Below are 26,160 nucleotides of genomic sequence, written 5' to 3' on the forward strand. Positions count from 1 at the left end.
GCATCAGGCGTTATGGTACCTCCTGTCGGTCCCCGCGCAATGATACGCTGTAAACCCCGCCAGGCCCGGAAGGGAGCAACGGTAGCAGCGAACTCATGTGCCGTGGTGTGGCTGGCGGGAGGTGCCCCCAAATTCTTGCAAACTCCCCATTCAGACCGTCTGCATCCAGGCATCCTCGCTCTGCTCACATTTTTGTTTTTTGACACACACTGGAGCTGCTTCAGCCCTGTCCCTGACCGGACGATTGCAATACAATAGCTGTTTAACCACAGAGCTTGCAGCTGACGCATGAGTTATCAGGTACTTGCCAGGAAATGGCGACCGAAAAATTTCAGTGAAATGGCCGGGCAGACACATGTGCTGCAGACCCTCACTCATGCTCTCGAACAGCAGCGCCTTCACCATGCGTATCTGTTTACTGGTACTCGCGGAGTCGGCAAAACAACGGTTGCGCGTATTCTGGCCCGCTGTCTGAACTGTGAGACCGGCATCACTGCCACGCCCTGTGGTACATGCGATGCCTGTCGTGAAATATCTGAAGGGCGCTTCATAGATCTGATCGAAGTGGATGCCGCCTCCCGAACGCGCGTTGAAGATACCCGCGAGCTCCTTGAAAACGTTCAGTACGCGCCATCGCGTGGCCGTTACAAGGTCTACCTGATCGACGAAGTACACATGCTGTCGACGCACAGCTTCAATGCCCTGCTGAAAACCCTTGAAGAGCCACCACCCCACGTCAAGTTCCTGCTGGCAACAACAGATCCACAGAAACTGCCAGTGACTGTGCTGTCGCGCTGTTTGCAGTTCCATCTAAAGAATCTGGCGCCGCGACAGATAGTCAGCTACCTGGAGTCTGTCCTGACCGCAGAGCAGATTGAGTATGAGGAAGATGCGCTCTGGCAACTCGCGCGAGCCGCGGCAGGCAGCATGCGGGACGCCCTGACCTTGCTGGATCAGAGCATCTCCTTTGGCGAGGGCCGTGTTCATACTGGCGCTGTCACCGATCTGCTGGGAACACCGGACCACGGTCTGATTTTTGCTTTGCTGGAGGCATTGGCCGGCCGCGATGGCGCAGCCATAACGACGCTGGTGGCTAACGCCGCAGAGAATAATCCGGATTTTGAGCGTCTGCTTTCTCATTTTACATCCGTGCTCCATCGCCTGGCGGTTGCACAGACTCTTCCGGACGCTGTGGACAACAGCGAAGGCGACAAGGAGCAGATAACGTCACTGGCAGGCAAGCTGTCGGGTGAAGACGTGCAGCTCTATTACCAGTTTGCCATGCAGGCAATGCAGGAAATGCACTTCTCTCCAGATCGCCGTATCAGTTTTGAGATGGCGATGTTGCGCATGCTGGCATTCAGCCCCGATGTCTTTTCCCGTGCTCAGGCCGACCTCGTGCCCGAGGGTGAAAAAAAAAAGCCTGAACTGACCATTTCAGAGACGTCGCCGTCAGACAATGACGCCGTCAGCGAACCTGCCACCAGACACGATGTTCCCCCGCAGATTGAGCAGGCTCCGGCTGACGATGACGCAATGAATCAGATTCCTGTTCAGTCAGTCGCCCCTGCGCCAGACTTCCCTGCGGAGACGCCTGAGCCTGCGCTGGACATGGCGGCTGAGGCAGATGTGAGTGTCGGTGAGGGGCCTGCTCCAGTAAACCCTGAAGGGGGTTCCCAGCCCGGCAAAATCGAGTCCAGTGATTGGGACTGGTATGACCTGGTGCAACGCAGCGGGCTTGCGGGCATCAGTGGCAATATTCTCTGGAACTGTGTGCTTAGCGACAGGCAAAATGATCAGCTAAGCCTGACTCTGGATCAACAGCAAAGCGCCCTGTATTCGACAGATCATGCAGAACATATCGCACATGCGCTGTCAGATTCACTGGGGTATCCGGTCACTGTAAACATCAGTATTGGAGAGCTGAATCAGGAGTCGCCTGCCCAGCGCCGCGCACGGGAAAAACAGGAAGCGATCGCTGCGCTCCACCAACGATTTCACAATGACCCCGGTGTCAAAGCACTGGTTCAAACCTTCGATGCAAGTATTGAGCAATTGAGGACAGAATATGAGCGATTTTAATATTAACGAGTTGATGCAACAGGCTAAAAAAATGCAGGAGCAGATGCAGAAGGCTCAGGAAGAAGCCGCTAAACGCACTGTTACTGGCGAATCGGGTGCCGGCATGGTCAAAGTTCAGCTGGGCGGACGTTACGATGCCAGACGCGTTGAACTCAGTGATGAATTGATGACTGAGGACAAAGAAATCATTGAAGATCTGATCGTCGCGGCGATAAACGACGCAGTTAAAAAACTCGATGACGGTAACAAGGACTCAATGAGTCAAATGGCCGCCGGCATGAAGCTGCCGGATGGTTTCAAATTCCCATTCTGAGCCCTGAGCATGCACAGTAAACTGCTGGAACAACTCATTCAGTCATTGCGATGCCTGCCCGGTGTCGGGCCAAAATCCGCACAGCGTATGGCGCTTCACCTGATGGAACGTAATCGCAATGGCGCTGCGCAGTTAAGTGAGGTCCTCAAAGAAGCGCTGGATCGACTGGGAAGATGCAGTCAGTGCAGAGCTCTGACCGAGGAGCCGGTATGCAGGCTTTGCAGTAATCCCGCCCGAGATCAGTCGCTGCTATGTGTCGTGGGTTCGCCTGCTGATATGTTTGCCATTGAGCAGGCTGGCAGCTACCGCGGGTTGTATTTTCTTTTATCGGGTCACCTGTCACCCATTGATGGCATAGGCCCTCAGGAAATTGGTGTCGATGAGCTTATGGCTTTGCTCGACAGTCGTCCTGTACAGGAGATCATACTGGCCAACAACCCGACCGTTGAGGGTGAAGCGACTGCCTGCTACATCTCGGGTTTGCTGGAAAACAGGCAAGTCGCGGTATCTCGCATTGCTCATGGCGTGCCGGTTGGCGGTGAACTCGAATACGTTGATGGCGGAACATTAAGCCATGCTTTTAATGGCCGGTTGCGACTTCGATGAGCATTGACTACGAGATAATCAGCAGTAATGAACGACTGGCAGAGCTGTGTGAGAAACTGCAGACGCAGACTGTACTGGCTCTGGACACAGAGTTCATCCGGGTTAATACGTTTTATCCCAAGCCTGGGTTGATACAACTTTCTGACGGCGTTTCTGCGTTCCTGCTCGATCCTTTGAGCATAGACCAGTGGCAGCCGTTACTGAACCTGCTGACTGCGCCCGATATCGTCAAAGTACTGCACGCTGGCTCTGAGGACCTGATTCTTTTCCTGGACTTTTTCGGTTGCCTGCCACAGCCATTTTTTGACACCCAGAAAGCAGCCGCGTTCCTTGGACATGGTCCAAGTATCAGCTACCTGAACCTGGTCAAAACACTAATTGGCGTTGAACTTGACAAGGGAGAGACCCGTTCCGACTGGTTACAGCGCCCGTTGACCAGTCAACAGCTTCACTATGCGGCCCTGGACGTAAAATACCTCCCTTCACTTTATCAGCAACTCGTCGCTGAGCTGGTCAGCAAAAGCCGACTGACAATGGTAGAGGAGGAGTGCGAGTTGATGCGCCAACTAGCGCTCGCAACCGAACAACAGGATAACTGGGAAGATCTGTATCGGCAGATGGGAGCCGCCTGGCGCCTCGATGCCAGACAGTTGGGCGCTCTCAAATCGCTATGTCTGTGGCGCGAGCAACAGGCGCGGCTGCGCAACAAGCCTAGGACCTGGATCGCCAGAGACCCGGATCTGATAACCCTGGCCCAGCGGATGCCTTCTTCTGTCGAGGCTCTTAAAAAGATTCCGGACCTGACCCGTAGTCTCTACAACCGGGATGCTGAGGCTGTTATTGACTTGATCCTGCAAAGCACTGCTGTTGATCCGGATATCCCCGCTTCACTGGAGGGCGCACCCCTCGATAACCTTCAGCGAGGATTGTTAAAGAGCATGCAGCGCGCAGTTCGGGATGTCGCCAGCCAGACAGAGATTGCAGAGGAAATTCTGGCCAGGAAAAAAGTCCTCATTCAGATTCTGCGTCTGAACCAGCAGGATGCTGGCAGTCAGGGTGCCAAGGAGCAGCTGGTTTGGCCTGAAGACTTCCAGCCGTGGCGGCAGAGTCTGCTGCAGGCGCCTTTGCAAAGGGCGCTTGGCAAAGCAGTAGGTCCTGTCGGGTCTGGTGATGACCAGGAGGGTCGGCGCCATGACTGACAACAAGGATGTACCTTTTTGGGAGCGTCCCCTCGAGACTCTGAACAGGGCAGAGTGGGAGGCATTGTGCGACGGTTGCGCGCGCTGTTGCCAGAAGAAGCTGCAGGACGAAGATGGTGAGTTGTGGTACACACGCGTCGTGTGCCGATTGCTGGACCAGCAGGCCTGCAGCTGCACGGCATATGGCAACCGCCAGGTTCTGGTGCCAGACTGCCTGGTACTGGATATGGACGTTCTGGCAAAGTCTCTCGACTGGATTCCGGGTACTTGTGCCTATAAACTCAGATATCAGGGTAAACCGCTACCGTCCTGGCACCCTTTGTTGACGGGCTCTAGTGAAGCCATGCAGGAGCAGGGAATCAAAGTGACGGGCCGCGTGCTGTCCGAAGAATACGTGCATGAGGACGGTCTGGAAGAACATGTCATTCGCTGGGTGACACCCTGATGCATACAACGGCCATAACCGCCATTGGCGCTGGTGCCAAAAGCACAAATGCGCAAGACAACAAGAAAGGAGTCTGCTGCCGATGTTGAATATTTATGGCTATCTGACCGCCTGGGCCATTTACCTTAGCGCCGGCACGCTTTGTTATATTCTGTTCTACAAGGCCACTGGTTTCATCCGCCCCAAGGCACTGGCCAATGTCTTGCGCGGCATCATGATTGCACTGATTTACACACCGTGGACAATTGCCCCAGATGAAGATCTGATGGCGCCTGCGGTAATTGTCATCCTGCTTGACCTTATCACAGTCGGCGGCGAGTCATTCATCAGGGCACTGGTGCCCCTGACTCTGGCCTTGATGCTGGCTATAGTTGTAGGGTTATTTTGGAATCTGATTCGCAGAAAAAGAAACTGACGAGGACACTATGCGCTTTACTGGCACAAAAGAATACGTGGCGACTGACGAACTGCAGATGGCAGTCAATGCCGCCATCAGCCTGCAGAAGCCACTATTGATCAAAGGTGAGCCTGGCACAGGTAAGACCATGCTGGCTGAGCAGATCGCACAGTCACTGGGGCTTGAACTTATTCAGTGGCATATCAAGTCGACCACACGGGCGCAACAGGGCCTGTATGAATATGATGCGGTTTCTCGTCTTCGCGATTCTCAGCTGGGTGATCCCAAAGTACATGACATTGCCAACTACATCGTTAAAGGCAAGCTTTGGGAAGCCTTTGATGCTGACAAGCAGGTTGTCCTGCTGATCGACGAGATTGACAAGGCAGACATCGAATTCCCCAATGATCTGCTGCTTGAAATCGACAAAATGGAGTTTTATGTTTATGAAACTCGTCAGCGTATCAAGGCCAAACATCGCCCGATTGTTATCATTACCAGCAACAATGAAAAGGAATTACCTGACGCGTTCCTGCGCCGCTGCTTCTTCCATTTCATCAAGTTTCCTGACCCGGTCACGATGGAAAAGATCGTTGCAGTACATTATCCGGACATCAAGAAAGAACTGGTCTCCCAGGCCATGGACGTATTTTTTGATGTGCGCAAGGTACCTGGTCTGAAAAAGAAACCTTCTACATCCGAGCTTATAGACTGGCTGAAGCTGCTGATGGCCGACGATATCCCGGAGGAGATTCTCCGCAACCAGGACAACACCAGTGCCATACCGCCGCTTTATGGTGCGCTGCTCAAGAATGAACAGGACGTCCATTTGCTGGAGAAACTGGCCTTTATGCACAGAGCAAAACGCTGATCGCCTATGTTGATCCGCTTTTTCTACACATTGCGCCGCGAAAAAGTACCAGTCACTGTTGGTGAACTGTTCACACTCTTTGATTGTCTTGAGCGCGACTATGCGTTTGCAGATATGGATCAGTTCTATCTGCTGGCCCGGATGTGCATGGTCAAGGATGAAAAATACTATGACCGTTTTGATCGCGCCTTCTCCAGGTACTTCAAGGAACTGACTGTCCTGGATGATCTGCTGCGCGAGATGATTCCAGACGATTGGCTGCGCAGACAGCTGGATAGTGTTCTGACACCTGAAGAGCGGCGTCAGATACAGGCTCTGGGCGGCCTGGAAGAATTAATGAAGGCGTTCCGGGAACGACTCACGGAACAGAAGGAACGACACCAGGGCGGCAACAAATGGATCGGCACGGGCGGGACTTCACCGTTTGGTGCGTTCGGCTACAATCCGGAAGGAATCCGGATCGGGCAGGATGAAGGCAAAGAAGGCCGTGCAGCCAAAGTCTGGGACAAACGCGAATATCGCGACCTGGACGACACAGCTGAGATAGGCGCCCGAAATATGAAACTGGCATTAAGGCGCTTGCGTAAATTCGCCCGCACTGGTGCACAGGAAGAACTGGATATCGACGATACAATTTCATCGACGGCCCGTAATGCAGGGCTGTTGGATATCAAGATGGTTCCAGAGCGACACAACGCCGTCAAAGTACTGATCTTTTTTGACGTCGGCGGCTCGATGGATCCCTATGTCCAGATGTGTGAAGAGTTATTCTCTGCCGCGAGATCTGAATTCAAACATCTGGAGTATTACTATTTTCACAACTTCATCTATGAATCCGTGTGGCGCAAGAACCGGCGCCGCCATGGCGAAACAACATCGCTGCATGATCTGATGAACAAATACGGCAAAGACTACAAAGTGATCTTTGTCGGCGATGCGACAATGGCACCCTATGAAATAACCCATACGGGTGGAAGCATTGAGCACTACAATGAAGAGCCCGGTGCAGTCTGGATGGAGCGGATGACAGACCATTACGAGCATCTGGCATGGATCAACCCGGTGCCAGAGCAGCACTGGGAGCATGGTTACTCTATTGCCATAGTCAGGCAGTTGATAGGGGATCGTATGTATCCGATGTCTGTCAAAGGTCTGGAGCAGGCAATGCAGAGGCTAAGCAAATAAAAGATGAGTAAATAACAGCAGAAAAACCTGAGCCAGCAGTGATTTTATCTGACTGGTTATCGGAAACTCGGACGACGTCACACGTAAAAGGGGAAATCATAATGTTCACGGCACCAGCGCTTGAAACAAGCGGCGACATGAATGCCTCACGTTTTTCAACGATTACCGATGTTTTTGAATATGCATTTTCTAGTCATGCGGACAAGCAGGCGTTTCAGTGTCTGGGTCATACACTGACCTACGCGGACCTCGACAGATACAGCGCCAGGCTGGCGGGCTGGCTTCAACAGCATAGCGGCCTCAAGCCAGGTGATCGTATTGCCATACAGTTGCCAAACCTGCTGCAGTTTCCCGTTGCCGTGATGGCTGCTGCTCGAGCGGGTCTGGTTATCGTGAACACCAACCCACTTTACACAGCACGTGAGATGAAACACCAGTTCACTGACTCCGGTGTCAAGGGGATCATCATCCTTGAAAATTTCTGTCATAACCTGGAAAAGATTCTCCCGGAAACCGACATCAGCTGTGTCATCACTACCCGCCTGGCAGATATGCTGCCGCAACCTAAAAAGACCATCGTTAATTTTGTGGTCAAGCGTGTAAAGCGCATGGTGCCAGCCTGGAACATTGCATCAGCCAGAAGTTGGGACCAGGTCATGAAAGAGAGTTCAGGCAGCTTCTCAAGCGTATCAAGTGGAACCGATGTCGCTATCGTGCTCTACACAGGCGGCACAACTGGTCTGGCAAAGGGCGCCATGTTGACGCACCAGAATCTGATCGTGAATATGATGCAGCTGCGTCAGGTGAGCAAGGCGCTGATCAAGGATGGCAGAGATACTATTGTTGCACCGCTGCCGCTGTATCATACCTACGCTTTCATGTTTCACTGCATGGCTGCCGTCTACGCCGGAAATCTTAATGTCTTGATTCCCAATCCCCGTGACATCAATGAGTTAATAAAGACGCTGCAGGCGCTGCCCGAGATTAACGGTTTTGTTGGTCTGAACACACTGTTCCTGGCCATGTGCCGGCACAAAGATATTGCGCAAGTTGATTTCAGTAAGATGCGCTTCACCGGATCGGGCGGTATGGCATTGACCATAAGCGTCGCAGAAGAGTGGGCTAAAGTAACCGGATGTCAGATCTATGAGGGATATGGCCTGACAGAGTGTTCTCCAGTGGTCAGCGTAAACCCCCACGACAAGGTCAAAATTGGCACCGTAGGGCCACCCGTCCCAGGCACCGACGTCATGACAGTAGATGAGGAGGGTAACGATACCGGATTTAATGAAAAAGGCGAACTCTGGATACGCGGCCCGCAGGTCATGAAAGGGTACTGGCAGAACGAGAAGGCAACTACCGAGTCGATCACTGCCGAAGGCTGGTTTAAAACCGGCGATTTTGCCCAGATTGATGAGGAGGGATACATCCGGATTGTTGACCGCAAAAAGGACCTCATTATCGTCTCTGGATTTAATGTGTTCCCGAGCGAGGTCGAGGAAGTTGTCAACGCACATCCAGGCGTCGCAGAAAGTGCAGCCATTGGTGTGCCCAGTGACAAAAGTGGCGAAACCATCAAACTGTTTGTTGTACGCCGCGACTCTGTGCTCAACATTAAGGATGTGGAGAGTTATTGCCGCGAAAATCTGACCGCGTACAAGGTGCCCAAACAGATTGAATTTGTCGACGATCTGCCCAAATCTAATGTTGGTAAAATTCTGCGTCGCGAGCTTCGCGAGCAGGAACTGAATAAATCTGGTTGAATTCAGCAGGCAGGCTTGTGCAGATATCGTATCCACCGGAATTACCGGTATCGGAAAAGCGCGGAGAAATAGCGCAGGCCATTACAGAGAATCAGGTTGTGGTTATTGCCGGTGAAACCGGCTCCGGCAAAACCACCCAGATTCCCAAGATCTGTCTTGAGCTTGGCTTCGGCCAGGATCGCATGATTGGACACACCCAGCCACGCCGACTGGCGGCTCGCTCGGTCGCGGCCCGTATAGCAGAAGAGCTTGGTATGGCGCTGGGTTCTGGCGTCGGGTATCAGGTGCGCTTCAATGACGTCACCAGCCCCGAGACACACATCAAGCTGATGACCGATGGCATCCTGCTAGCTGAGATTCAGCAGGACCGTCTGTTGTCTCGCTACGATGTCATCATCGTGGACGAAGCTCACGAGCGCAGCCTGAACATCGATTTCCTGTTGGGTTACCTCAAGCAGCTGACTAAAAAGCGTCCTGATCTCAAAATCATCATCACCTCAGCAACCATTGATGTTGAGCGATTCGCACAACACTTCTCTGGGGCGCCAATAGTCAGCGTATCGGGCCGCACCTATCCGGTAGAAATTGTTTACCAGGATCCAGCCGATGGCGAGAATACACAAGCAGCTGAGCTTGCTGATGACTGGGTTCTTAATGGCGTTCTCAGATCCCTGAAACTGTTCAGGCAGCACGAAAGCAAACTGGGGCAGGGGCCTGGGGACGTACTGGTATTTCTTAGCGGCGAGCGCGACATTCGCGAGCTCGCGATTGAACTGCGTAAACAGTCACTAGCCGATACAGAAATCGTACCCCTCTATGCCCGGCTGTCTCAATCGGAGCAACAACGCATATTCAGCCCGCATCGTGGCAGGCGCATTATTCTGTCCACAAACGTCGCTGAAACCTCGCTTACCGTGCCAGGTATACGCTATGTGATAGATACGGGTCTTGCCCGTATCAGTCGATACAGTGTGCAGAGCAAGGTACAACGCCTGCCAATAGAGCCCGTGTCTCAGGCCAGTGCCAATCAGCGGGCAGGTCGGTGTGGTCGAGTGGCCAGTGGTATCTGCGTCAGGCTTTATAGCGAGAGTGATTTTCTGGGGCGCCCTGAATTTACCGATCCTGAGATTCAGCGGACCAATCTGAGTGCGGTAATTCTCCAGATGCTGGCTCTGAGGCTGGGAGACATTGAATCTTTCCCGTTTGTTGAGCCACCCGACCAGCGGGCCATAAATGATGGATTCAGGCTGCTCGACGAACTGGATGCTATTGATCGTGATCGTCAACTGACGCCTGTCGGTCGGGCCATGGCAAGGGTTCCAGCGGATCCACGACTCAGTCGCATGCTTATTGAAGCAGCAAATCGTCACTGTCTGGCAGAACTGCTTATCATCGTCAGCGCATTAAGCATTCAGGATCCTCGCGACACCCCCGCTGAAAAGCGCCAGGCGGCACGCGAGCGTCACGCTGCATTCGCACACCCGGAGTCGGATTTCCTGTCCTGGGTTCTGTTGTGGAACGCGGTAGAGCAACAGCGCCAGGACATGTCGCAGTCGCAGTTCAAAAAGTACTGCAAGGAGAATTTTCTATCCTGGCTGCGCCTTCGCGAATGGCGTGAAACACACCGTCAGTTGCTGCTTGCCTGTCAGCAGGCCGCCTTTGCGCGCAAGGCAAAAGGCAAGGTGCAGGATGATACCGAGATCGATTATGAAAGTGTGCATAGGGCCATGCTGCCAGGATCACTCAGCCAATTCGGACAGAAAGGGCAGGATGGTTTGTATGTCGCGCCGCGCGGTCGCAAATTCTCGATATTTCCCTCTTCGACTCTGAGTAGAAAGCAGCCACGCTGGATCCTGACATCCGAATTGATGGAAACCAGTCGTCTATTCGCGACCCAGGCAGCACGTATCGAGCCCGACTGGCTGATTAATGCTGCAGAACACCTGGTTAGACGGGAGTATTTCGAGGCACACTGGGAGAAGAAGCGTGGAGAAGTGGTCGCTTTTGAACGTGTGTCTCTTTTTGGTCTGGTGTTGATTGAAAAGCGTCGAGTCTCGTTTGGCAGGATCGATCCCGCGTTGGCTCGCGAAATTTTTATCCGGGAAGCCCTGGTCACCGGCGAGATCAATTCTCGCGCGGCATTTCTGCGCCACAACCAAAAACTGATTGAAAAATACCGCAAGCAGGAAGAGAAGGAACGTCGTCCGGATATTGTTGTACCCGATGAGGATCTTGCAGCGTTTTATGCCAACAGGTTGCCAGAACACGTGAACACCCTGGCGGCACTGCAACGCTGGCTAAGAAAGCAGGACAATGCTGGCGCTACATTGCAAATGTCAGCCGAGGACGTGCTGGCACGTCAGATTGACGAAACCAGCGCGCGTGCGTTTCCGGATCGCACAGTTGTCCAACAGAACCGACTCGCGATTGACTACCGATTCACACCGGGCAAAGCCGACGATGGCGCAAGCATTACCGTCCCTCGCACACTACTTGCGCAGATGTCACAACAGGACCTGGACTGGGCAGTGCCTGGATTGCTGCACGAGCGCTGTGTAGGTCTCGTCAAAAGCCTGCCCAAAATGATCCGTAAACATCTGGTACCCGTACCTGAATTCGTAAACAGAGCACTTGAACGTGTAGGTACGCAGGCCAGACCTGCTCTCGATAGTATGCTTGCCGAACAGGCCTGGCGCGAAAAGCAGCTGCAGATCCCGGTGGATGCCTGGGATGAATCCAGCCTTGCTGCGCATCTGCGTGCCACCGTCAAAGTAGTCGACGAACGCGGTAAGCTGCTGGGCTCAGGTCAGGATCTTGAGGATCTGAAACGGCGGTTTACTGCTCAGATGCCAGCTCCCGCTCAGCATCCACTGGAACAAGCTGGACTGACCAGCTGGACCCTGGACGAGTTTCCAGTGCAGATCGAAATCATGCAGGGTGGTGTCAGGCTGCAGCGATATCCCGCGCTGCGTGATGATGGCAACAGTGTCAGCAGCGTACTGACTGAGGACCCGGACAGGGCACAACAGTTGACTGAACGCGGGCTGGCTCGGTTGTATATGCTTAGAACCCCGCAACAACGGCAGATGTTGCAGGATCGTTTTGCGCATCTCAAGAAATCCCTGGGCCTGAAGCAGGCCATGCTGCCTGCCGACTGGCAGGAGGCAACCCTGCTTGCAGCGTACAGACTGGCATTTGAGACGGGCAGTGTCAGACCGACCAGTCAGCCTGCGTTCGAAAAACAGCTGACGCGCGGTAAAGCTGAGGTTGTGGCTTTGGGGGAAAAATTAAGTCGCTTGATGACAGGCATTTATGAGGACGTGTTTGCACTGCAGCAGCCATTGAAAGCACTGGAAAGCCGGTTCAAACGCAATGCTGCCGATATCAGAGCGCAGCTTGAACAGTTGTTTGCTGACAATTTTCCAGACTCAGTGCCGGGCGACTGGTTGTGGGAATACCCTCGGTATATCAAAGCCTTGAGGGCACGAATTGAGAAGCTTCCTGGCAATCCGGAGCGGGATCTGAGTGATGCGACGCAGATCCAGAACCTGTACCAGCAATGGCAGAGCCTGCGGGAAAGAAACAGCTCGGTGCTGCCCCAGTTTCCCTGGCAACTGCAGGAGCTGCGCGTGTCTATGTTTGCGCAAAACCTGGGTACACGCCAGCCGGTATCGATTAAGCGACTGCAGAAACAAATTGATGCTGCCCGTTTGGGGGATATCAAGTCATCCACGAATTTGCGATAATTATGCCCCTGATTTTTTAGGTGTCCCTGATGAAGAAGTTCACGCCTGCGAGTGTTGTGTTGACTGTTGTACTGGTGGGCTCGCCCACTTTTTCCGGTCAAGTGCTGGCACAGCAGTTTGTCTCCGACCCACTGGAACCTGTCAACACCAAGGTCCATGCATTCAACCAGTTCATGGACAAACACTTTTTGTTGCCAGTTGCTCGCGGCTACCGTAAATACATCCCGGGGCCTGCGCGCCAGGGCGTCAGTAACTTCTTCTCGAATATCGGCGACATCAGCGTCCTGGCCAATAACCTGCTGCAAATGAAACTCGAAGCGGCTGCCAATGACACCGGGCGCATCATGATCAACACCACCATCGGTATCGGTGGCCTGCTGGATGTGGCAACTGCCATAGGTTTCACGCCCAACGACGAAGACTTTGGTCAGACATTGGGCTACTGGGGAATAGGCACAGGACCTTATATCGTGCTGCCGCTGTTTGGACCAAGCACCTTGCGTGATGCCATCGGGTTTTCGGTTGATACGGCTACCAATCCCATCAGTCATCAGGACAATGTCAGGATCAGAAACAGTGCATTTGCCCTGGAACAACTGGACAAGCGTGTTGATGCGATGTCGGTGGAATCGCTGATTACTGGTGATCCCTACATCTTCATGCGCGAGGCCTACCTGCAGCAGCGAGAGTATCTGGTGAATGATGGTCAGGCCAATCAGGACTGGGATCAGGAGTGGGACTGGGACTAGGCTACTGATCCCTGACCTGCAGTTTGGTCTTTATAAAATCGCTGTGTGAAACATAAATCAAGTCAGCGGTTTTTCTGATCATCTGCTCCTCGTACTTGTCCAGAACCTCATCTGCCATCGCCAGTTCCCACAAGGTTCTGATCAGTTCAACCTTCTCCTCGTACTGGTAGTGCTCATTCACAAGACTGGTGAATTCGTAGAGTGAAACAGCCTGCTCGGCTTCCTGCTCAGCCAACTCGATGATCTCATCCAGGCGGGCGCTGTCCAGCTTGAACTGAGTTGCCACAATGTCCCTTAGTTTGGCGGTTTCTCGCGCGTCGATGTGCCGGTCTGTTTTTAGCAACTCAAACATGAGTGCTGCACTGGCCAGTTGCAGTCGACAGACTCGCTCTGAATCAGTCTCTGTGGCAGCAGTGGAAAGTTGAGCCTCAAAAAAACGTTTTACAGCAGCTAGCATTCAGGCTGACTCCCTTTGCAATGATCGTGACCTGGCCTGTTCAGCCAGCGCAGTAGCATCCTCAAGCACTTCAATTCCTGCATCTTTACGAAAAGCGTGCTGGCTCAGATGACGTCTGAACAGTTTGCCACCCGGCTCGCCCTTGTAAAGACCGAGAATATGGCGGGTCATGTGCTGGAGCGGTGTGCCGGCCTTCAGTTCCTCACGCACATAAGGTAGATAACGCTCGATAATCACGGATCGCTCCGCAACCGGCGCCGCGCTGCCAAACAGATTCCGGTCGACACCGGCCAGCAGGTAGGGGTTCTGATAAGCCTCACGCCCCAGCATCACGCCATCAACCGTTTTCAGCAGCGATCTGGAAGCCTCAAGACTGTTTATGCCACCATTAATGACAATCTCGAGCTCTGGATAGCGCTGCTTCATACGGAATACGCGATCGTATTGCAGTGGCGGTATTTCCCGGTTCTGCTTGGGGCTCAGCCCCTGCAACCACGCGGTTCTGGCGTGCAGTATAAAAGTCTGGCAGCCTGCGCCGGCGACTTTCTCGATAAAATCCTGCACAAATTCGTCACTGTCGTGCTCATCAATGCCGATTCGGGTTTTTACTGTGACGGGAAGAGGGCATGATTTACGCATCTCCCGCACGCAACTGGCCACCAGCTCAGGTTCTGCCATCAGACAGGCGCCAAAACGTCCCGACTGAACGCGATCACTGGGGCAGCCAACATTAATATTTACTTCATCGTAGCCATAATCTGCTGCCAGCGCAGCGCATTGCGCCATGGCCTGTGGGTCGCTGCCTCCCAGCTGCAGTGCAACTGGGTGTTCGGCGGCATCAAAGCGAAGATGACGATCGGCGTCACCATGTATCAGTGCTCCAGTGGTCACCATCTCAGTGTACAGCCAGGCATGCTGGCTGATCAGGCGCAGAAAGTAACGCTCGTGACGATCTGTCCAATCCAGCATAGGCGCGACACAAAAACGGCGTGTCGCAACCGGATCTGACGGACCGGCAGAGGAAACGAAAGGTTCAGTAGAGTTCATCAAAGAAGTCACATTGGAAGGTGTTTGCTGCATGGTAGTCAGTATAACATGCTGACAGCCAGGTGCCTGCGGGCGTAGAGCTTGCAGACCCCATCGCGTATAATTTGCAGCCATATTTGGCAATCTATGACTCTAGGGAGAAACATGTCCAACACTACGGCGTCCAGTAACTCCGCCACCCCTGTCAGAACCAGGATCGCACCATCGCCGACAGGCGACCCTCACGTTGGCACCGCGTATATCGCGCTGTTTAACCGCTGTTTTGCGAACCAGCATAAAGGTGAGTTCATCCTGCGCATCGAGGATACTGACCAGACGCGCAGCACGGCACGATCAGAGCAGGATATCCTGCGTGCGCTTCGCTGGCTTGGACTCGACTGGGCGGAAGGTCCGGACATCGGTGGACCACACGGCCCTTATCGTCAAAGCCAGCGCAGCGATATCTATCGCAAACACATTAACCAGTTGCTGGATAGCGGACACGCATTCCGCTGCTTCTGCACAAGTGAACGCCTTGATGCGCTACGCGCTGAACAGACCGCCAACAAGCAGACGCCGGGCTATGATGGACACTGCATGCATTTGAGCAATGCTGAAGTCAGCAGCAAGATGGCCGCCGGTGAGCCCTATGTGGTTCGTATGAAAGTTCCGCAGGAAGGCGAGTGCGTATTTACCGATCGCCTGAGAGGTGAAATCCGCATCAACTGGCAGCAGATCGACATGCAGGTGCTGATGAAATCAGACAATCTGCCAACCTATCACTTTGCCAATGTGGTGGATGATCACTTGATGGGCATTACTCACGTCATTCGTGGTGAGGAGTGGATCAACTCAACGCCCAAGCACCTCTTGCTGTATCAGCACTTCGGTTGGGAGCCACCGCAGTTCTGTCATATGCCACTGCTGCGCAATCCGGACAAAAGCAAGCTGAGTAAACGCAAGAACCCCACCAGTATCAATTACTACCGTGACATGGGTTATCTGCCCGAGGCCATGGTGAATTATCTGGGCATGATGGGCTGGACCATGCCAGATGGTCGCGAGAAATTTTCCCTGCCAGAAATGGAGCAGTCGTTTGATATTGACCGCGTCTCCCTGGGTGGGCCGGTATTTGATATCGACAAACTCAACTGGTTGAACGGCAAATACATTCGTGAAGATCTCGACACCGAGACCTTCGCGGAGCTTTACGCCGAATGGGCATTTGACGCAGAGCGCCTGAAACAGGTAATTCCGCTGGTCAAAGAGCGTGTTGAACGGTTCAGCGATGTCATACCACTGGCTGGCTTTTTCCTGAGCGGTCTGCTGCCAGTGACCGAGGGTGATTTCGCGCACAAGCAGCTGGATACGGAGCAGAGCAGGGAGCTTCTGCAGTTGATGGCGTGGCAGCTGGAGCAGTTACCGCAATGGGATAAACCGGCCATCGAACAGGCCTGTCGCAGGCTGTCGGCATTCAAGGGGCTGAAGATTCGCGAGACCCTGTTTCCATTGTTCGTGGCCGTCACCGGCCGTGCGGTATCGGTTTCGGTAATCGACTCGATGGTCATACTTGGGTTGGATGTCACCCGGGCCCGCTTGCGGTACGCAGTGGAAGTGCTGGGCGGCGTCTCCAAGAAACAGGCCAAGGCACTGGAAAAAACCTTCAGGGACCTGCAGGATTTTGAGCTGCCTGAGTCTGAATAGTTTATCCGGCAAATAAGCTAAATCGGGCATTGACACAACAGAGTCCGATGCCTAAAATGCGCGGTCTCTGCAGGAAGCAGGTGTCACTTGGAAGTCCAGACACAGCTGATTCCGTTCAGAGATACCAGTAGATTTGGGGCTATAGCTCAGCTGGGAGAGCGCAACACTGGCAGTGTTGAGGTCAGCGGTTCGATCCCGCTTAGCTCCACCAAATTGAAAAGGCCGCCGTGATTTCACGGCGGCCTTTTTTTATGGGATTGCGATCTAAAAAAACGGGGCCGAAGCCCCGTTTGATTTACTGCGGATAGTCGCGCTGTGGCGAGCCCTTGTACAGCTGCCGTGGACGTCCGATCTTGTAGGCGCTGCTCAGCATCTCGTTCCAGTGTGAAATCCAGCCAGGGGTGCGGCCTAGGGCAAAAATGACTGTGAACATGCTGGTGGGTATACCAATCGCCTTGAGAATGATGCCGGAGTAGAAGTCGACGTTGGGATACAGCTTGCGATCGATGAAATACTGATCTTCCAGAGCAATCTTCTCCAGACGACGCGCAATCTTGAACAGCGGGTCGTTCTCGACACCGAGATCCGCCAGCACTTCGTCGCAGATCTTGCGCATGACACGCGAGCGCGGATCGAAATTCTTGTAAACACGGTGACCAAAGCCCATCAGGCGGAAGGGGTCATCCTTGTCTTTGGCGCGAGCGATGAACTCTTCGATACGCGACTCGTCACCAATTTCGTTCAGCATATTCAGAACGGCCTCGTTGGCACCACCATGGGCAGGGCCCCACAGCGCCGCGATGCCTGAGGAAATACAGGCATAGGGGTTGGCACCGGTAGAACCAGCCAGACGTACTGTTGAAGTGGAGGCGTTCTGTTCGTGATCGGCGTGCAGCAGGAAAATGACATCCATCGCCTTGGCCAGTACCGGGCTGACATTGGGCTTGTCGGCGGGGACGCCGTACATCATATGGAGGAAATTTTCTGCGTAGGACAGGGAGTTAAGCGGAGACATGTAAGGCTGGCCAATCGAATGCTTGTAAACCATGGCCGCCAGCGTCGGCATCTTGGCAATCAGGCGTATCGCTGCCAGGTGACGGTGTTCTGCATTATCTACATCCAGTCCGTCGTGATACAGGGCTGCCAGCGCACCGGTCAGGGACACCATCACAGCCATAGGATGCGCATCGCGCTGGAAGCCATCCAGAATCTTGGCGATCTGCGCGTCTACCATGGTGTGCTGAGTCACTTCAGCGACGAAGGCTTTCTTCTGCTCGTCATTGGGAAGCTCACCTTTCAACAGCAGATAACAGGTTTCCAGATAGTCAGAGTGTTCGGCCAGCTGATCGATCGGGTAGCCTCGATGGAGAAGAACTCCCGCATCACCATCAATGTAAGTAATCGAAGACTCGGTTGAGGCGGTCGACATGAACCCGGGGTCGTAGGTGAACACACCTTTGGAGACCAGACTGCGGACGTCGATCACATCGGGACCGATATTGCCTTCCAATACGGGCAGCTCAATCGCATCCTGGCTGTTTGCCAGTGTCAAGCGGGCTTTTTTTTCACTCATATTGTACTCCTGACTGATAAACTTCCAGTTGCCGGCATCATAGGGCGGCCCGGGCCGCTCTACGGTCCGATCCGATCATGGAATCCTGAATTCGTATATTGAGTCGAGCAGGGGGCCAGCGATAAAGCCGCTACTGTACCACAAAATATCTGCTGTTTGCCTCACCGGAAATGTAAAAATATCAAGTTGACAAAATGCTGTCACATTCATGCGTGCTACTGAGGTGATTGGCTGCCAATTTATTGTATTCGCAACACTATAGGACTATACTCAGCGGCCGAATCTCCGATACCGACCCATCGTATCGAGATCGAACGAAGCGCCTGAACAAGCTCAACTTTTAGTGTGTCTTGTCCAGACTCTCCGGAGGTTGATCAGTGCAGCATCGTAACATCAGGCACTGATTGTTCTAACTAACGTGCCCTTTGTATGGGCCCAACTAGAATTGGCTACCAGTGAAAGACAACAGACCTGTAAATCTCGACCTGACCAAATTCCGTTTTCCTCTTCCGGCTATTACGTCGATCCTGCATCGTATCTCGGGCGTACTGATTTTTGTTGGTACAGCTGTGCTGCTTTGGATGCTCTCTGAATCACTTGCCTCGGCGCAGGGATTCGGGCGTATCGCTGAATTGCTGACGGCCCCTCACGCCAAATTCATTGTATGGGTGATCCTCTCGGGGCTGCTGTACCACCTGATCGCCGGTATCCGCCACCTGCTGATGGATGTCGGCATCGGTGAAACACTGCAGGGTGGACGCCAGGGTGCCGTGATGATCGTTGTGTTCTCGGTAATCAGTATTGTGTTGGCAGGAGTCTGGGTATGGTAAAGCGAGTCAACAGTGCGACCAATGTGGGTCGCAACGGCCTTCATGACTGGGTCATTCAACGTTTCAGCGCAATCATTCTGGCGGCATATACAATAGTGTTGCTGGGCTGGATGATCATGACGCCTGACATCGATTACGCCGCGTGGTCAGCGCTGTTTCAGACGACCTGGATGCGCATTTTCAGTCTGCTGGCCCTGATTTCACTCTGCGCTCACGCGTGGGTTGGTATGTGGACCATTGCGACAGACTACCTGACGTCAATGACTTTTGGTGGCGCGGCAACCGCAGTACGCCTGTTGTTTCAGGCCGGCTGCGTGATCCTGATATTCATTTACCTCGTTTGGGGTATCCAGATTCTGTGGGGACTATAAATGAGCGGTATGCGTACAATTTCATTTGATGCTGTCATTGTGGGCGGTGGTGGTGCCGGTATGCGTGCTGCACTGCAGCTGTCCCAGTCCGGCTACAAAACTGCCGTGATCAGCAAAGTCTTCCCGACGCGCTCTCACACTGTTTCGGCGCAGGGCGGTATCACCTGTGCAATTGCCAGTGCAGACCCGAACGACGATTGGCGCTGGCACATGTATGACACGGTCAAGGGTTCCGACTATATCGGCGACCAGGAAGCCATTGAGTACATGTGCAGTGAAGGCCCCCAGACCGTGTTCGAACTTGAGCATATGGGGCTGCCCTTTTCCCGAACAGAAAATGGCCGTATCTATCAGCGGCCGTTCGGTGGTCAGTCCAAGGATTTTGGCAAGGGCGGACAGGCTGCCCGTACCTGTGCAGCTGCTGACCGTACCGGTCACGCGCTGCTGCACGCTCTGTATCAGGGCAACCTGAAGAACAAAACGGTGTTCTTCAATGAGTGGTACGCGGTAGATCTGGTGCGCAATCAGGATGGCGTCATTGTTGGCGTTATCGCGATCTGTATCGAAACAGGTGAGACAGTCTACGTCGCTTCCAAAGCAACCGTGCTGGCAACAGGTGGTGCAGGCCGTATTTACGCGTCGACCACTAACGCCCTGATCAATACCGGTGATGGTATCGGTATGGCGCTGCGTGCCGGTTATCCGGTACAGGATATGGAAATGTGGCAATTCCACCCGACGGGTATTCATGGTGCCGGCACGCTGGTAACCGAAGGCTGTCGTGGTGAGGGTGGATACCTGATCAACAAGGACGGCGAACGCTTTATGGAGCGTTACGCACCGAACGCCAAAGACCTGGCGGGACGCGACGTAGTGGCGCGCTCCATGATACAGGAAATCATTGCTGGCAAAGGTTGTGGCCCCAATGGTGACCACGTACTGCTGAAGCTGGATCACCTGGGCGAAAAGGTGTTGAACGAGAAGCTGCCAGGCATCCTGGAACTGTCCAGAACCTTTGCGCACGTCGATCCGGTCAAGGAACCGATTCCGGTTATCCCGACCTGCCATTACATGATGGGTGGTATCGCTACCAATATTCATGGTCAGGCGATCGCACAGAACGAAGCTGGCGAAGATGTCCAGATCCCAGGTCTGTTCGCGGTGGGCGAAGTAGCCTGCGTTTCCGTACACGGCGCCAACCGTCTGGGCGGCAACTCATTGCTGGACCTGGTGGTATTCGGTCGTGCAGCAGGCAAGCACATTGAATCCATGCTGGGGCAGGGTATTGAGTACCGACGCGCGTCAGAATCAGATATTGAACAGTCCATGGCGCGTCTGAATCGTCTTAATAACAGCACCGATGGCGAAAGCGTGTCCAAGCTCCGAGGCGAACTGCAGAGCATCATGCAGAACCACTTTGGCGTGTTCCGCACGGGCGACTTCATGAAGGAAGGCGTGCAGAAGCTGGAAGGACTGCGCGGACGAATTGCCAATGTAAAACTCGAAGACAAAAGCAACGCCTTCAATACAGCACGAATTGAAGCGCTTGAGCTGGAAAACCTGTTCGAAGTTGCTGAAGCGACCGCGCTGGCAGCCGAAGCTCGAACAGAAAGTCGCGGCGCACATGCTCGCGAAGATTTCCAGGAGCGAGATGACGATAACTGGCTGTGTCACTCGATGTACCACCCGACACAACGCAGTGTGACAAAACGCGCTGTGAATTTTGCGCCCAAGACGGTGGAAAAATTCGAGCCCAAGGTCCGTACTTATTAAATCCGTTAATCTAGAGAAGGTGATTTAACGTGTTAGTCAGTGTTTATCGCTACAACCCGGAAACTGATGATAAGCCATCCATGCGCGAGTATCAGATCGAGCTGCCGGAAGGTCGTGACCTGATGGTGCTCGACGTACTGTCGATGATCAAAGAGCAGGATCCTTCAATTGCTTACCGACGTTCCTGTCGCGAAGGCGTCTGCGGTTCTGACGGTATGAACATCAACGGCACCAATGGCCTGGCATGTATCACACCGGTATCGGCAGTGGCTAAAGGCGGCAAGCTGGTGCTGCGTCCTCTGCCTGGTCTGCCCGTAGTTCGCGATCTGGTTGTTGACATGACCATCTTCTACAAGCAGTTTGAGAAGGTTCAGCCCTTCCTGATCAACGATACGCCGGCGCCTGCCATTGAACGTCTGCAAAGCCCGGAAGACCGTGCCAAACTCGACGGCCTGTACGAATGTATCCTGTGCGCCTGCTGCAGCACCAGCTGTCCTTCTTTCTGGTGGAACCCCGACAAATTCATCGGGCCTGCCGGACTGCTGCAAGCGTACCGATTCCTGGCCGATAGCCGTGACACTGCCACCGAAGAACGTCTGGCTGGACTGGAAGACCCATTCAGCGTGTTCCGCTGTCGAGGCATCATGAATTGTGTGGCTGTCTGCCCCAAGGGTCTTAACCCGACCAAGGCGATCGGTCACATTCGTCACATGCTGTTGCAGCGGGCAAGCTAAGACCAAGGAAATTTTTGTGAGGCGACTGGCAACGCCGCTCACGAGGCGGTGATTGATTGCGGTGGCCCTGTAACCCCGGGAAGAATAATATGCATGACAGCATAATGGAGTTGATGTGGAGCACTGGCCATTTATCCGGTGGCAATGCTGAGTATGTCGAACAGCTTTATGATCAATACCTGAAAGATCCTGAACAGGTCCCTGCCGAGTGGCGCAGTTATTTCGACTCGCTGCCCCGGATAGCAGAGCAGTCGCCTGCCGATGTATCACATCGTGAGATTCAGGCCTACTTCAAACGGCTGGGCAAAACCAGTCGCTTCATGCCGGTACTGAGCAACGATGTTGTTGTAAATTCCGAACATGAAAACAAACAGGTTCAGGTACTGCACCTGATCAGCTCCTACCGCGTCCGTGGTCACCAGAAAGCGGCGCTTGACCCCCTGTCACTGATGCATCGCGAACGCGTGCCAGACCTGGAGCTCGACTTTCACAATCTTTCACCCGCTGATTACTCCACAGTCTTTCAGACCGGCTCTCTGCATATCAATCGCGACACCGCCTCACTGCGCGAAATTGTTGAAGCGCTGGAGAATATTTACTGCGGGTCTATCGGCTATGAGTTCATGCATATTGTCGATCTTGCGCAGAAGCAGTGGATTCAAAAGCGCATTGAACCCAAACTCGGCAATCCGGGTTTCCCCAATGAAGTAAAGCGACACCTGTTGGAGCGACTCAGCGCAGCTGAGGGCCTTGAAAAGCATCTGGACTCCAAGTACCCGGGCACGAAACGCTTTGGCCTTGAAGGCGGCGAAAGCCTGATTCCGCTGGTCGATGAACTGATTCAGCGTGCCGGCAGCTACGGCGTCAAGGAAGTTGTCATCGGCATGGCTCACCGTGGCCGCCTGAATATGCTGGTGAACATTCTCGGCAAGAACCCGGCTGACCTGTTCAGCGAGTTCGAAGGCCGCGCCAAGTACAAGAGCTCAGGCGATGTAAAATACCATCAGGGCTTTTCGTCCAACATCATGACGCCTGGCGGCGAAGTGCATCTGGCAATGGCATTTAACCCTTCGCACCTGGAAATTGTTTCTCCGGTTATCGAAGGCTCCGTTCGTGCCCGTCAGGACCGACGCAAAGACAATCTGGGCCACGCTGTAATTCCGCTCAGCATCCACGGTGATGCAGCTTTTGCAGGCCAGGGTGTGGTCATGGAAACTTTCCAGATGTCCAAGACCCGGGCATATGGTACAGGTGGCACGGTACATATCATCATCAACAACCAGGTGGGCTTCACCACAAGTCGCCAGGACGATGCCCGCTCAACAGAGTATTGTACCGATGTAGCCAAAATGGTTCAGGCGCCAATCTTCCACGTGAATGCGGATGATCCTGAGGCGGTGCTGTTCGTCACTCAGCTGGCACTTGATTTCCGTTATGAGTTCAAAAAAGATGTGGTCATCGATCTGGTCTGTTATCGCCGTCGCGGCCATAACGAAACAGACGAGCCCTCGTCAACTCAGCCACTGATGTATCACAAGATTCGCAAGCACCAGACTACGCGCGCTCTGTATGCAGAACGTCTTATCAGTGACAAGCTGGTGACCGAGAAAGAAGTCGACGAGCTCAATGCATCGTACCGTAATGCACTGGACACCGGCGAACACGTAGTGAAGAGCCTTGTAAAAGAGCCCAACGTCGAAATGTTCGTCGACTGGAACCCTTACCTGGGTCACACTTGGACGCCGCATTTTAATACCAGCATCAAGCTTGAGTCGCTGGAAGCACTGGCACGCAAGATTACCAGTCTGCCTGAAAATCTGAATCTGCACCGTCAGGTACAGAAAATCGTCGACGACCGCAGCAAGATGGCTTCCGGCGAGATCCCGGTTGACTGGGGTTTTGCCGAGACACTGGCATACGCCAGCATTCTCACGACCGGCAATCGGGTCCGAATTACCGGGCAGGATGTTGGACGTGGCACCTTCTCGCATCGCCATGCGGTACTGCGTGATCAGAACACCGAAGAAGAGTACATTCCGCTTCGCAGCCTGGTTGCAGACCCCAAGATGTTCTGTATCTACGACTCACTGCTGTCCGAAGAAGCTGTGCTGGCTTTTGAGTACGGTTACGCGACGACCACCCCTAATGCGCTGGTTGTCTGGGAAGCCCAGTTTGGCGACTTTGCGAACTCGGCGCAGGTTGTTATCGACCAGTTCATTACCAGTGGCGAGCACAAGTGGCAGCGCCTGTGCGGCCTGACCATGCTGTTGCCGCACGGCTACGAAGGACAGGGCCCTGAGCATTCATCAGCTCGTCTGGAACGCTTCCTGCAACTTTGTGCGGAACACAATATCCAGGTCTGCCTGCCGACCACCTCAGCCCAGGTCTTCCACATGCTGAGACGTCAGGTCCTGTGTCCGCTGCGCAAGCCATTGATTGTGATGTCACCCAAGAGTCTGTTGCGTCACAAAGAAACCACAGCAACGCTTGAAGAGCTGGCAAACGGCAGCTTCCAGGTAGTCATCGGTGAAACCGACGAAGATATCAAGCCTGACAACGTTGAGCGCGTAATACTCTGCTCTGGCAAAGTTTACTACGACCTGCGAGCAGAGCGTCGCAAGCGTGAATTGACCAATATCGCAATCATCCGTCTCGAACAGCTTTACCCGTTCCCGGAAGATGATCTGCGCGCCGAAATGAAAAAGTACGAGAACGTTAGCGATGTTGTCTGGTGTCAGGAGGAGCCCATGAACCAGGGAGCCTGGTACTCCAGCCAGCACCACATGCGTAATGTCATACAGTCTCTTGGCTCGTCTGTGTCATTGCGCTATGCAGGCCGTGAGGCATCGGCAGCGGCTGCAGCCGGTTATCCAGAATTGCACATGCAACAGCTCAATGCATTTCTGGAGCAAGCACTGGGACCAAAGGAATAACTTTTAAACAAATAGTGATGACACCGAACAGTGTAAGGAATCAACATGTCTATTGAGATCAAAGCACCGCAACTGCCCGAATCCGTGCCAGACGGCACCATTGCAAGCTGGCACAAGAAAGTCGGTGATGCTGTCAAACGTGACGAGCTGCTGGTCGACATCGAGACTGACAAAGTCGTAATCGAAGTCGTGGCACCAGCTGATGGCGTCCTGGAAAAAATCATCAAGGACTCTGGCGATACTATCGTCAGCAATGAAATCATCGCCACGATCAAGGAAGGCGCGGCTGCTGATGACAAGTCCTCAAGTGCAGACAGCAAGTCATCAGACAAGTCGTCTGACAAAAAATCAGAATCGGCATCTGAGGCCAAATCTGACGATAAACAGGATGGCGAAACGCCTGCCCTGAGCCCGGCTGCCAAGAAACTTGCCGAAGAGCACGGCCTGAAAGCTGGTCAGATCAGCGGTACTGGCAAAGATGGTCGAATTACCAAAGAAGATGTGCTGAACGCGATCGAGAAGGGCGACAAACAGTCGAGCTCCAGTTCCGAGTCAAGCAGCAAGGCTGCTGCACCGACTACCGATGGCTCATCTGGCCGCGTTGAAGAGCGTGTACCCATGAGCCGCCTGCGCGCCAAAGTGGCGGAGCGTCTGCTACAGGCATCGCAGTCCACTGCCATGTTGACCACCTTCAATGAGGTCAATATGAAGCCGGTTATGGACCTGCGCTCGCGCTACAAAGACCAGTTTGAGAAAGCGCATGATGGTGTGCGTCTCGGCTTCATGTCCTTCTTCGTGCGTGCCAGTGTGGAAGCGCTGAAGCGTTACCCCGCCGTCAATGCCTCCATCGATGGCAACGACATCGTATATCACGGTTACCAGGACATCGGCGTTGCAGTTTCGTCTCCGCGCGGACTGGTAGTTCCGGTGCTGCGCAACGCAGACCACATGGGTCTGGCACAAGTCGAGGCAAAAATCCGTGAGTTTGGTAACAAGGCGCAGGACGGCAAGCTGTCCATCGACGAAATGACTGGCGGTACATTCACCATCTCCAACGGTGGTGTTTTTGGTTCGCTGCTGTCGACTCCGATCCTGAACCCACCACAAACTGCGATTCTGGGCATGCACAAGATCCAGGAGCGCCCGATGGCTGTGAACGGCAAGGTCGAGATTCTGCCGATGATGTACCTGGCACTTTCTTACGACCACCGAATGATAGATGGTAAAGAAGCAGTGCAGTTCCTGGTGACCATCAAGGAATTGCTCGAAGATCCAGCACGCATTTTGCTGGAGATCTGATAGCCAGGTTTAAACGGAGCAATGACTCCAGACCGTACCAAGATGAGCCACAGCCACAACTACGCTGTGGCTCATGCTTTTAACGAGACTGTAATCGAGAGTGA

General features: G+C 53.7%; 20 protein-coding genes, 1 tRNA gene, 1 other RNA gene and 1 pseudogene. 20 read left to right on the plus strand and 3 right to left on the minus strand.

Annotation, left to right across the window (positions count from 1 at the left end; translation table 11 throughout):
- Positions 1–23: 23 nt before the first annotated feature.
- The 12 genes and pseudogenes from ffs (at position 24) to LVD14_RS10810 (ending at position 13,356) form a co-directional block, all read left to right on the plus strand.
- Positions 24–120: signal recognition particle sRNA small type (gene ffs, locus LVD14_RS10755), an RNA gene on the plus strand.
- 168 nt (positions 121–288) lie between these two features.
- Complete coding sequence (gene dnaX, locus LVD14_RS10760; protein WP_237134079.1) at positions 289–2,082, plus strand: DNA polymerase III subunit gamma/tau; 1,794 nt, start codon at positions 289–291, stop codon at positions 2,080–2,082.
- Positions 2,069–2,395: a YbaB/EbfC family nucleoid-associated protein gene (locus LVD14_RS10765; RefSeq protein WP_237134080.1), complete on the plus strand. Its 327-nt coding sequence runs from the start codon at positions 2,069–2,071 to the stop codon at positions 2,393–2,395. Before dnaX ends, LVD14_RS10765 begins: the two co-directional genes overlap by 14 nt.
- A 9-nt stretch (positions 2,396–2,404) precedes the next feature.
- Entirely contained in the window at positions 2,405–3,001 is a 597-nt protein-coding gene (gene recR, locus LVD14_RS10770) for a recombination mediator RecR (RefSeq protein ID WP_237134081.1), read from the plus strand.
- Positions 2,998–4,200, plus strand: coding sequence for a ribonuclease D (rnd, locus tag LVD14_RS10775; RefSeq protein WP_237134082.1), 1,203 nt, complete (start codon positions 2,998–3,000; stop codon positions 4,198–4,200). Before recR ends, rnd begins: the two co-directional genes overlap by 4 nt.
- A complete protein-coding gene (locus LVD14_RS10780; protein ID WP_237134083.1) occupies positions 4,193–4,645 on the plus strand; it encodes a YcgN family cysteine cluster protein in 453 nt (150 codons plus the stop codon). Before rnd ends, LVD14_RS10780 begins: the two co-directional genes overlap by 8 nt.
- A gap of 82 nt (positions 4,646–4,727) precedes the next feature.
- A complete protein-coding gene (locus tag LVD14_RS10785; protein ID WP_237134084.1) occupies positions 4,728–5,060 on the plus strand; it encodes a hypothetical protein in 333 nt (110 codons plus the stop codon).
- A 10-nt stretch (positions 5,061–5,070) separates the two neighbouring features.
- The gene (locus LVD14_RS10790) at positions 5,071–5,913 is read left to right on the plus strand and encodes an AAA family ATPase (protein WP_237134085.1); all 843 of its coding nucleotides are present in this window, start codon (positions 5,071–5,073) and stop codon (positions 5,911–5,913) included.
- 6 nt (positions 5,914–5,919) lie between these two features.
- On the plus strand, positions 5,920–7,098 hold the full coding sequence (locus tag LVD14_RS10795) for a vWA domain-containing protein (RefSeq protein WP_237134086.1): 1,179 nt from the start codon (positions 5,920–5,922) through the stop codon (positions 7,096–7,098).
- A 101-nt stretch (positions 7,099–7,199) separates the two neighbouring features.
- The gene (locus LVD14_RS10800) at positions 7,200–8,861 is read left to right on the plus strand and encodes an AMP-binding protein (RefSeq protein ID WP_237134087.1); all 1,662 of its coding nucleotides are present in this window, start codon (positions 7,200–7,202) and stop codon (positions 8,859–8,861) included.
- A gap of 41 nt (positions 8,862–8,902) precedes the next feature.
- Positions 8,903–12,607 (plus strand): annotated as a pseudogene (gene hrpA / locus LVD14_RS10805) (ATP-dependent RNA helicase HrpA); the annotation flags it as partial.
- A gap of 29 nt (positions 12,608–12,636) precedes the next feature.
- The gene (locus LVD14_RS10810) at positions 12,637–13,356 is read left to right on the plus strand and encodes a VacJ family lipoprotein (protein ID WP_237134089.1); all 720 of its coding nucleotides are present in this window, start codon (positions 12,637–12,639) and stop codon (positions 13,354–13,356) included.
- A gap of 1 nt (position 13,357) precedes the next feature.
- On the opposite strand, the gene LVD14_RS10815 is transcribed toward LVD14_RS10810, so the two are convergent.
- Both LVD14_RS10815 and dusA read right to left on the minus strand, forming a co-directional pair.
- Positions 13,358–13,813, minus strand: coding sequence for a TerB family tellurite resistance protein (locus LVD14_RS10815; protein WP_237134090.1), 456 nt, complete (start codon positions 13,811–13,813; stop codon positions 13,358–13,360).
- The gene (gene dusA, locus LVD14_RS10820) at positions 13,814–14,860 is read right to left on the minus strand and encodes a tRNA dihydrouridine(20/20a) synthase DusA (protein ID WP_237134091.1); all 1,047 of its coding nucleotides are present in this window, start codon (positions 14,858–14,860) and stop codon (positions 13,814–13,816) included.
- 144 nt (positions 14,861–15,004) lie between these two features.
- Between dusA and gltX the strand changes: the two genes are divergently transcribed.
- Complete coding sequence (gene gltX, locus LVD14_RS10825) at positions 15,005–16,543, plus strand: glutamate--tRNA ligase (RefSeq protein WP_237134092.1); 1,539 nt, start codon at positions 15,005–15,007, stop codon at positions 16,541–16,543.
- A gap of 135 nt (positions 16,544–16,678) precedes the next feature.
- A tRNA-Ala gene (locus LVD14_RS10830) sits at positions 16,679–16,754 on the plus strand.
- An 84-nt stretch (positions 16,755–16,838) separates the two neighbouring features.
- On the opposite strand, the gene gltA is transcribed toward LVD14_RS10830, so the two are convergent.
- Positions 16,839–18,116, minus strand: a complete 1,278-nt coding sequence (gene gltA / locus LVD14_RS10835; RefSeq protein WP_237134093.1) for a citrate synthase — start codon at positions 18,114–18,116, stop codon at positions 16,839–16,841.
- A gap of 455 nt (positions 18,117–18,571) precedes the next feature.
- Here gltA and sdhC point away from each other — a divergent pair, with 455 nt between their 5' ends.
- The 6 genes from sdhC to odhB all read left to right on the plus strand — a co-directional run bounded on the left by sdhC (position 18,572) and on the right by odhB (position 26,056).
- Positions 18,572–18,946 (plus strand): succinate dehydrogenase, cytochrome b556 subunit, encoded by a 375-nt coding sequence (sdhC, locus tag LVD14_RS10840; RefSeq protein WP_237134094.1) that lies wholly within the window; start codon positions 18,572–18,574, stop codon positions 18,944–18,946.
- Positions 18,940–19,317 carry a succinate dehydrogenase, hydrophobic membrane anchor protein gene (sdhD, locus tag LVD14_RS10845; protein ID WP_237134095.1) on the plus strand — a complete coding sequence of 126 codons (378 nt, stop codon included), beginning with the start codon at positions 18,940–18,942 and terminating at the stop codon, positions 19,315–19,317. The genes sdhC and sdhD overlap by 7 nt, the downstream gene beginning before the upstream one ends.
- On the plus strand, positions 19,318–21,090 hold the full coding sequence (gene sdhA / locus LVD14_RS10850; protein WP_237134096.1) for a succinate dehydrogenase flavoprotein subunit: 1,773 nt from the start codon (positions 19,318–19,320) through the stop codon (positions 21,088–21,090).
- 29 nt (positions 21,091–21,119) lie between these two features.
- Entirely contained in the window at positions 21,120–21,824 is a 705-nt protein-coding gene (locus tag LVD14_RS10855; protein WP_281132199.1) for a succinate dehydrogenase iron-sulfur subunit, read from the plus strand.
- Between the two features lie 89 nt (positions 21,825–21,913).
- The gene (locus LVD14_RS10860) at positions 21,914–24,757 is read left to right on the plus strand and encodes a 2-oxoglutarate dehydrogenase E1 component (RefSeq protein ID WP_237134097.1); all 2,844 of its coding nucleotides are present in this window, start codon (positions 21,914–21,916) and stop codon (positions 24,755–24,757) included.
- Positions 24,758–24,802: 45 nt separating this feature from the next.
- Positions 24,803–26,056 carry a 2-oxoglutarate dehydrogenase complex dihydrolipoyllysine-residue succinyltransferase gene (gene odhB / locus LVD14_RS10865; protein ID WP_237134098.1) on the plus strand — a complete coding sequence of 418 codons (1,254 nt, stop codon included), beginning with the start codon at positions 24,803–24,805 and terminating at the stop codon, positions 26,054–26,056.
- Positions 26,057–26,160 lie beyond the last annotated feature (104 nt).

Source organism: Pseudohongiella sp. O18, from assembly GCF_021729085.1.
Taxonomy (GTDB): domain Bacteria; phylum Pseudomonadota; class Gammaproteobacteria; order Pseudomonadales; family Pseudohongiellaceae; genus Pseudohongiella.

Excerpts from the sequence above, each read along its gene's own strand:
- odhB (WP_237134098.1), top strand. The coding sequence starts at position 24,803 with ATGTCTATTGAGATCAAAGCACCGCAACTGCCCGAATCCGTGCCAGAC.
- LVD14_RS10780 (WP_237134083.1), top strand. The coding sequence starts at position 4,193 with ATGACTGACAACAAGGATGTACCTTTTTGGGAGCGTCCCCTCGAGACT.
- LVD14_RS10795 (WP_237134086.1), top strand. The coding sequence starts at position 5,920 with ATGTTGATCCGCTTTTTCTACACATTGCGCCGCGAAAAAGTACCAGTC.
- dnaX (WP_237134079.1), top strand. The coding sequence starts at position 289 with ATGAGTTATCAGGTACTTGCCAGGAAATGGCGACCGAAAAATTTCAGT.
- dusA (WP_237134091.1), bottom strand. The coding sequence starts at position 14,860 with ATGAACTCTACTGAACCTTTCGTTTCCTCTGCCGGTCCGTCAGATCCG.
- LVD14_RS10800 (WP_237134087.1), top strand. The coding sequence starts at position 7,200 with ATGTTCACGGCACCAGCGCTTGAAACAAGCGGCGACATGAATGCCTCA.
- LVD14_RS10860 (WP_237134097.1), top strand. The coding sequence starts at position 21,914 with ATGCATGACAGCATAATGGAGTTGATGTGGAGCACTGGCCATTTATCC.
- recR (WP_237134081.1), top strand. The coding sequence starts at position 2,405 with ATGCACAGTAAACTGCTGGAACAACTCATTCAGTCATTGCGATGCCTG.
- gltX (WP_237134092.1), top strand. The coding sequence starts at position 15,005 with ATGTCCAACACTACGGCGTCCAGTAACTCCGCCACCCCTGTCAGAACC.
- LVD14_RS10790 (WP_237134085.1), top strand. The coding sequence starts at position 5,071 with ATGCGCTTTACTGGCACAAAAGAATACGTGGCGACTGACGAACTGCAG.
- LVD14_RS10815 (WP_237134090.1), bottom strand. The coding sequence starts at position 13,813 with ATGCTAGCTGCTGTAAAACGTTTTTTTGAGGCTCAACTTTCCACTGCT.
- rnd (WP_237134082.1), top strand. The coding sequence starts at position 2,998 with ATGAGCATTGACTACGAGATAATCAGCAGTAATGAACGACTGGCAGAG.
- LVD14_RS10810 (WP_237134089.1), top strand. The coding sequence starts at position 12,637 with ATGAAGAAGTTCACGCCTGCGAGTGTTGTGTTGACTGTTGTACTGGTG.
- sdhA (WP_237134096.1), top strand. The coding sequence starts at position 19,318 with ATGAGCGGTATGCGTACAATTTCATTTGATGCTGTCATTGTGGGCGGT.
- sdhD (WP_237134095.1), top strand. The coding sequence starts at position 18,940 with ATGGTAAAGCGAGTCAACAGTGCGACCAATGTGGGTCGCAACGGCCTT.
- LVD14_RS10785 (WP_237134084.1), top strand. The coding sequence starts at position 4,728 with ATGTTGAATATTTATGGCTATCTGACCGCCTGGGCCATTTACCTTAGC.
- gltA (WP_237134093.1), bottom strand. The coding sequence starts at position 18,116 with ATGAGTGAAAAAAAAGCCCGCTTGACACTGGCAAACAGCCAGGATGCG.
- LVD14_RS10765 (WP_237134080.1), top strand. The coding sequence starts at position 2,069 with ATGAGCGATTTTAATATTAACGAGTTGATGCAACAGGCTAAAAAAATG.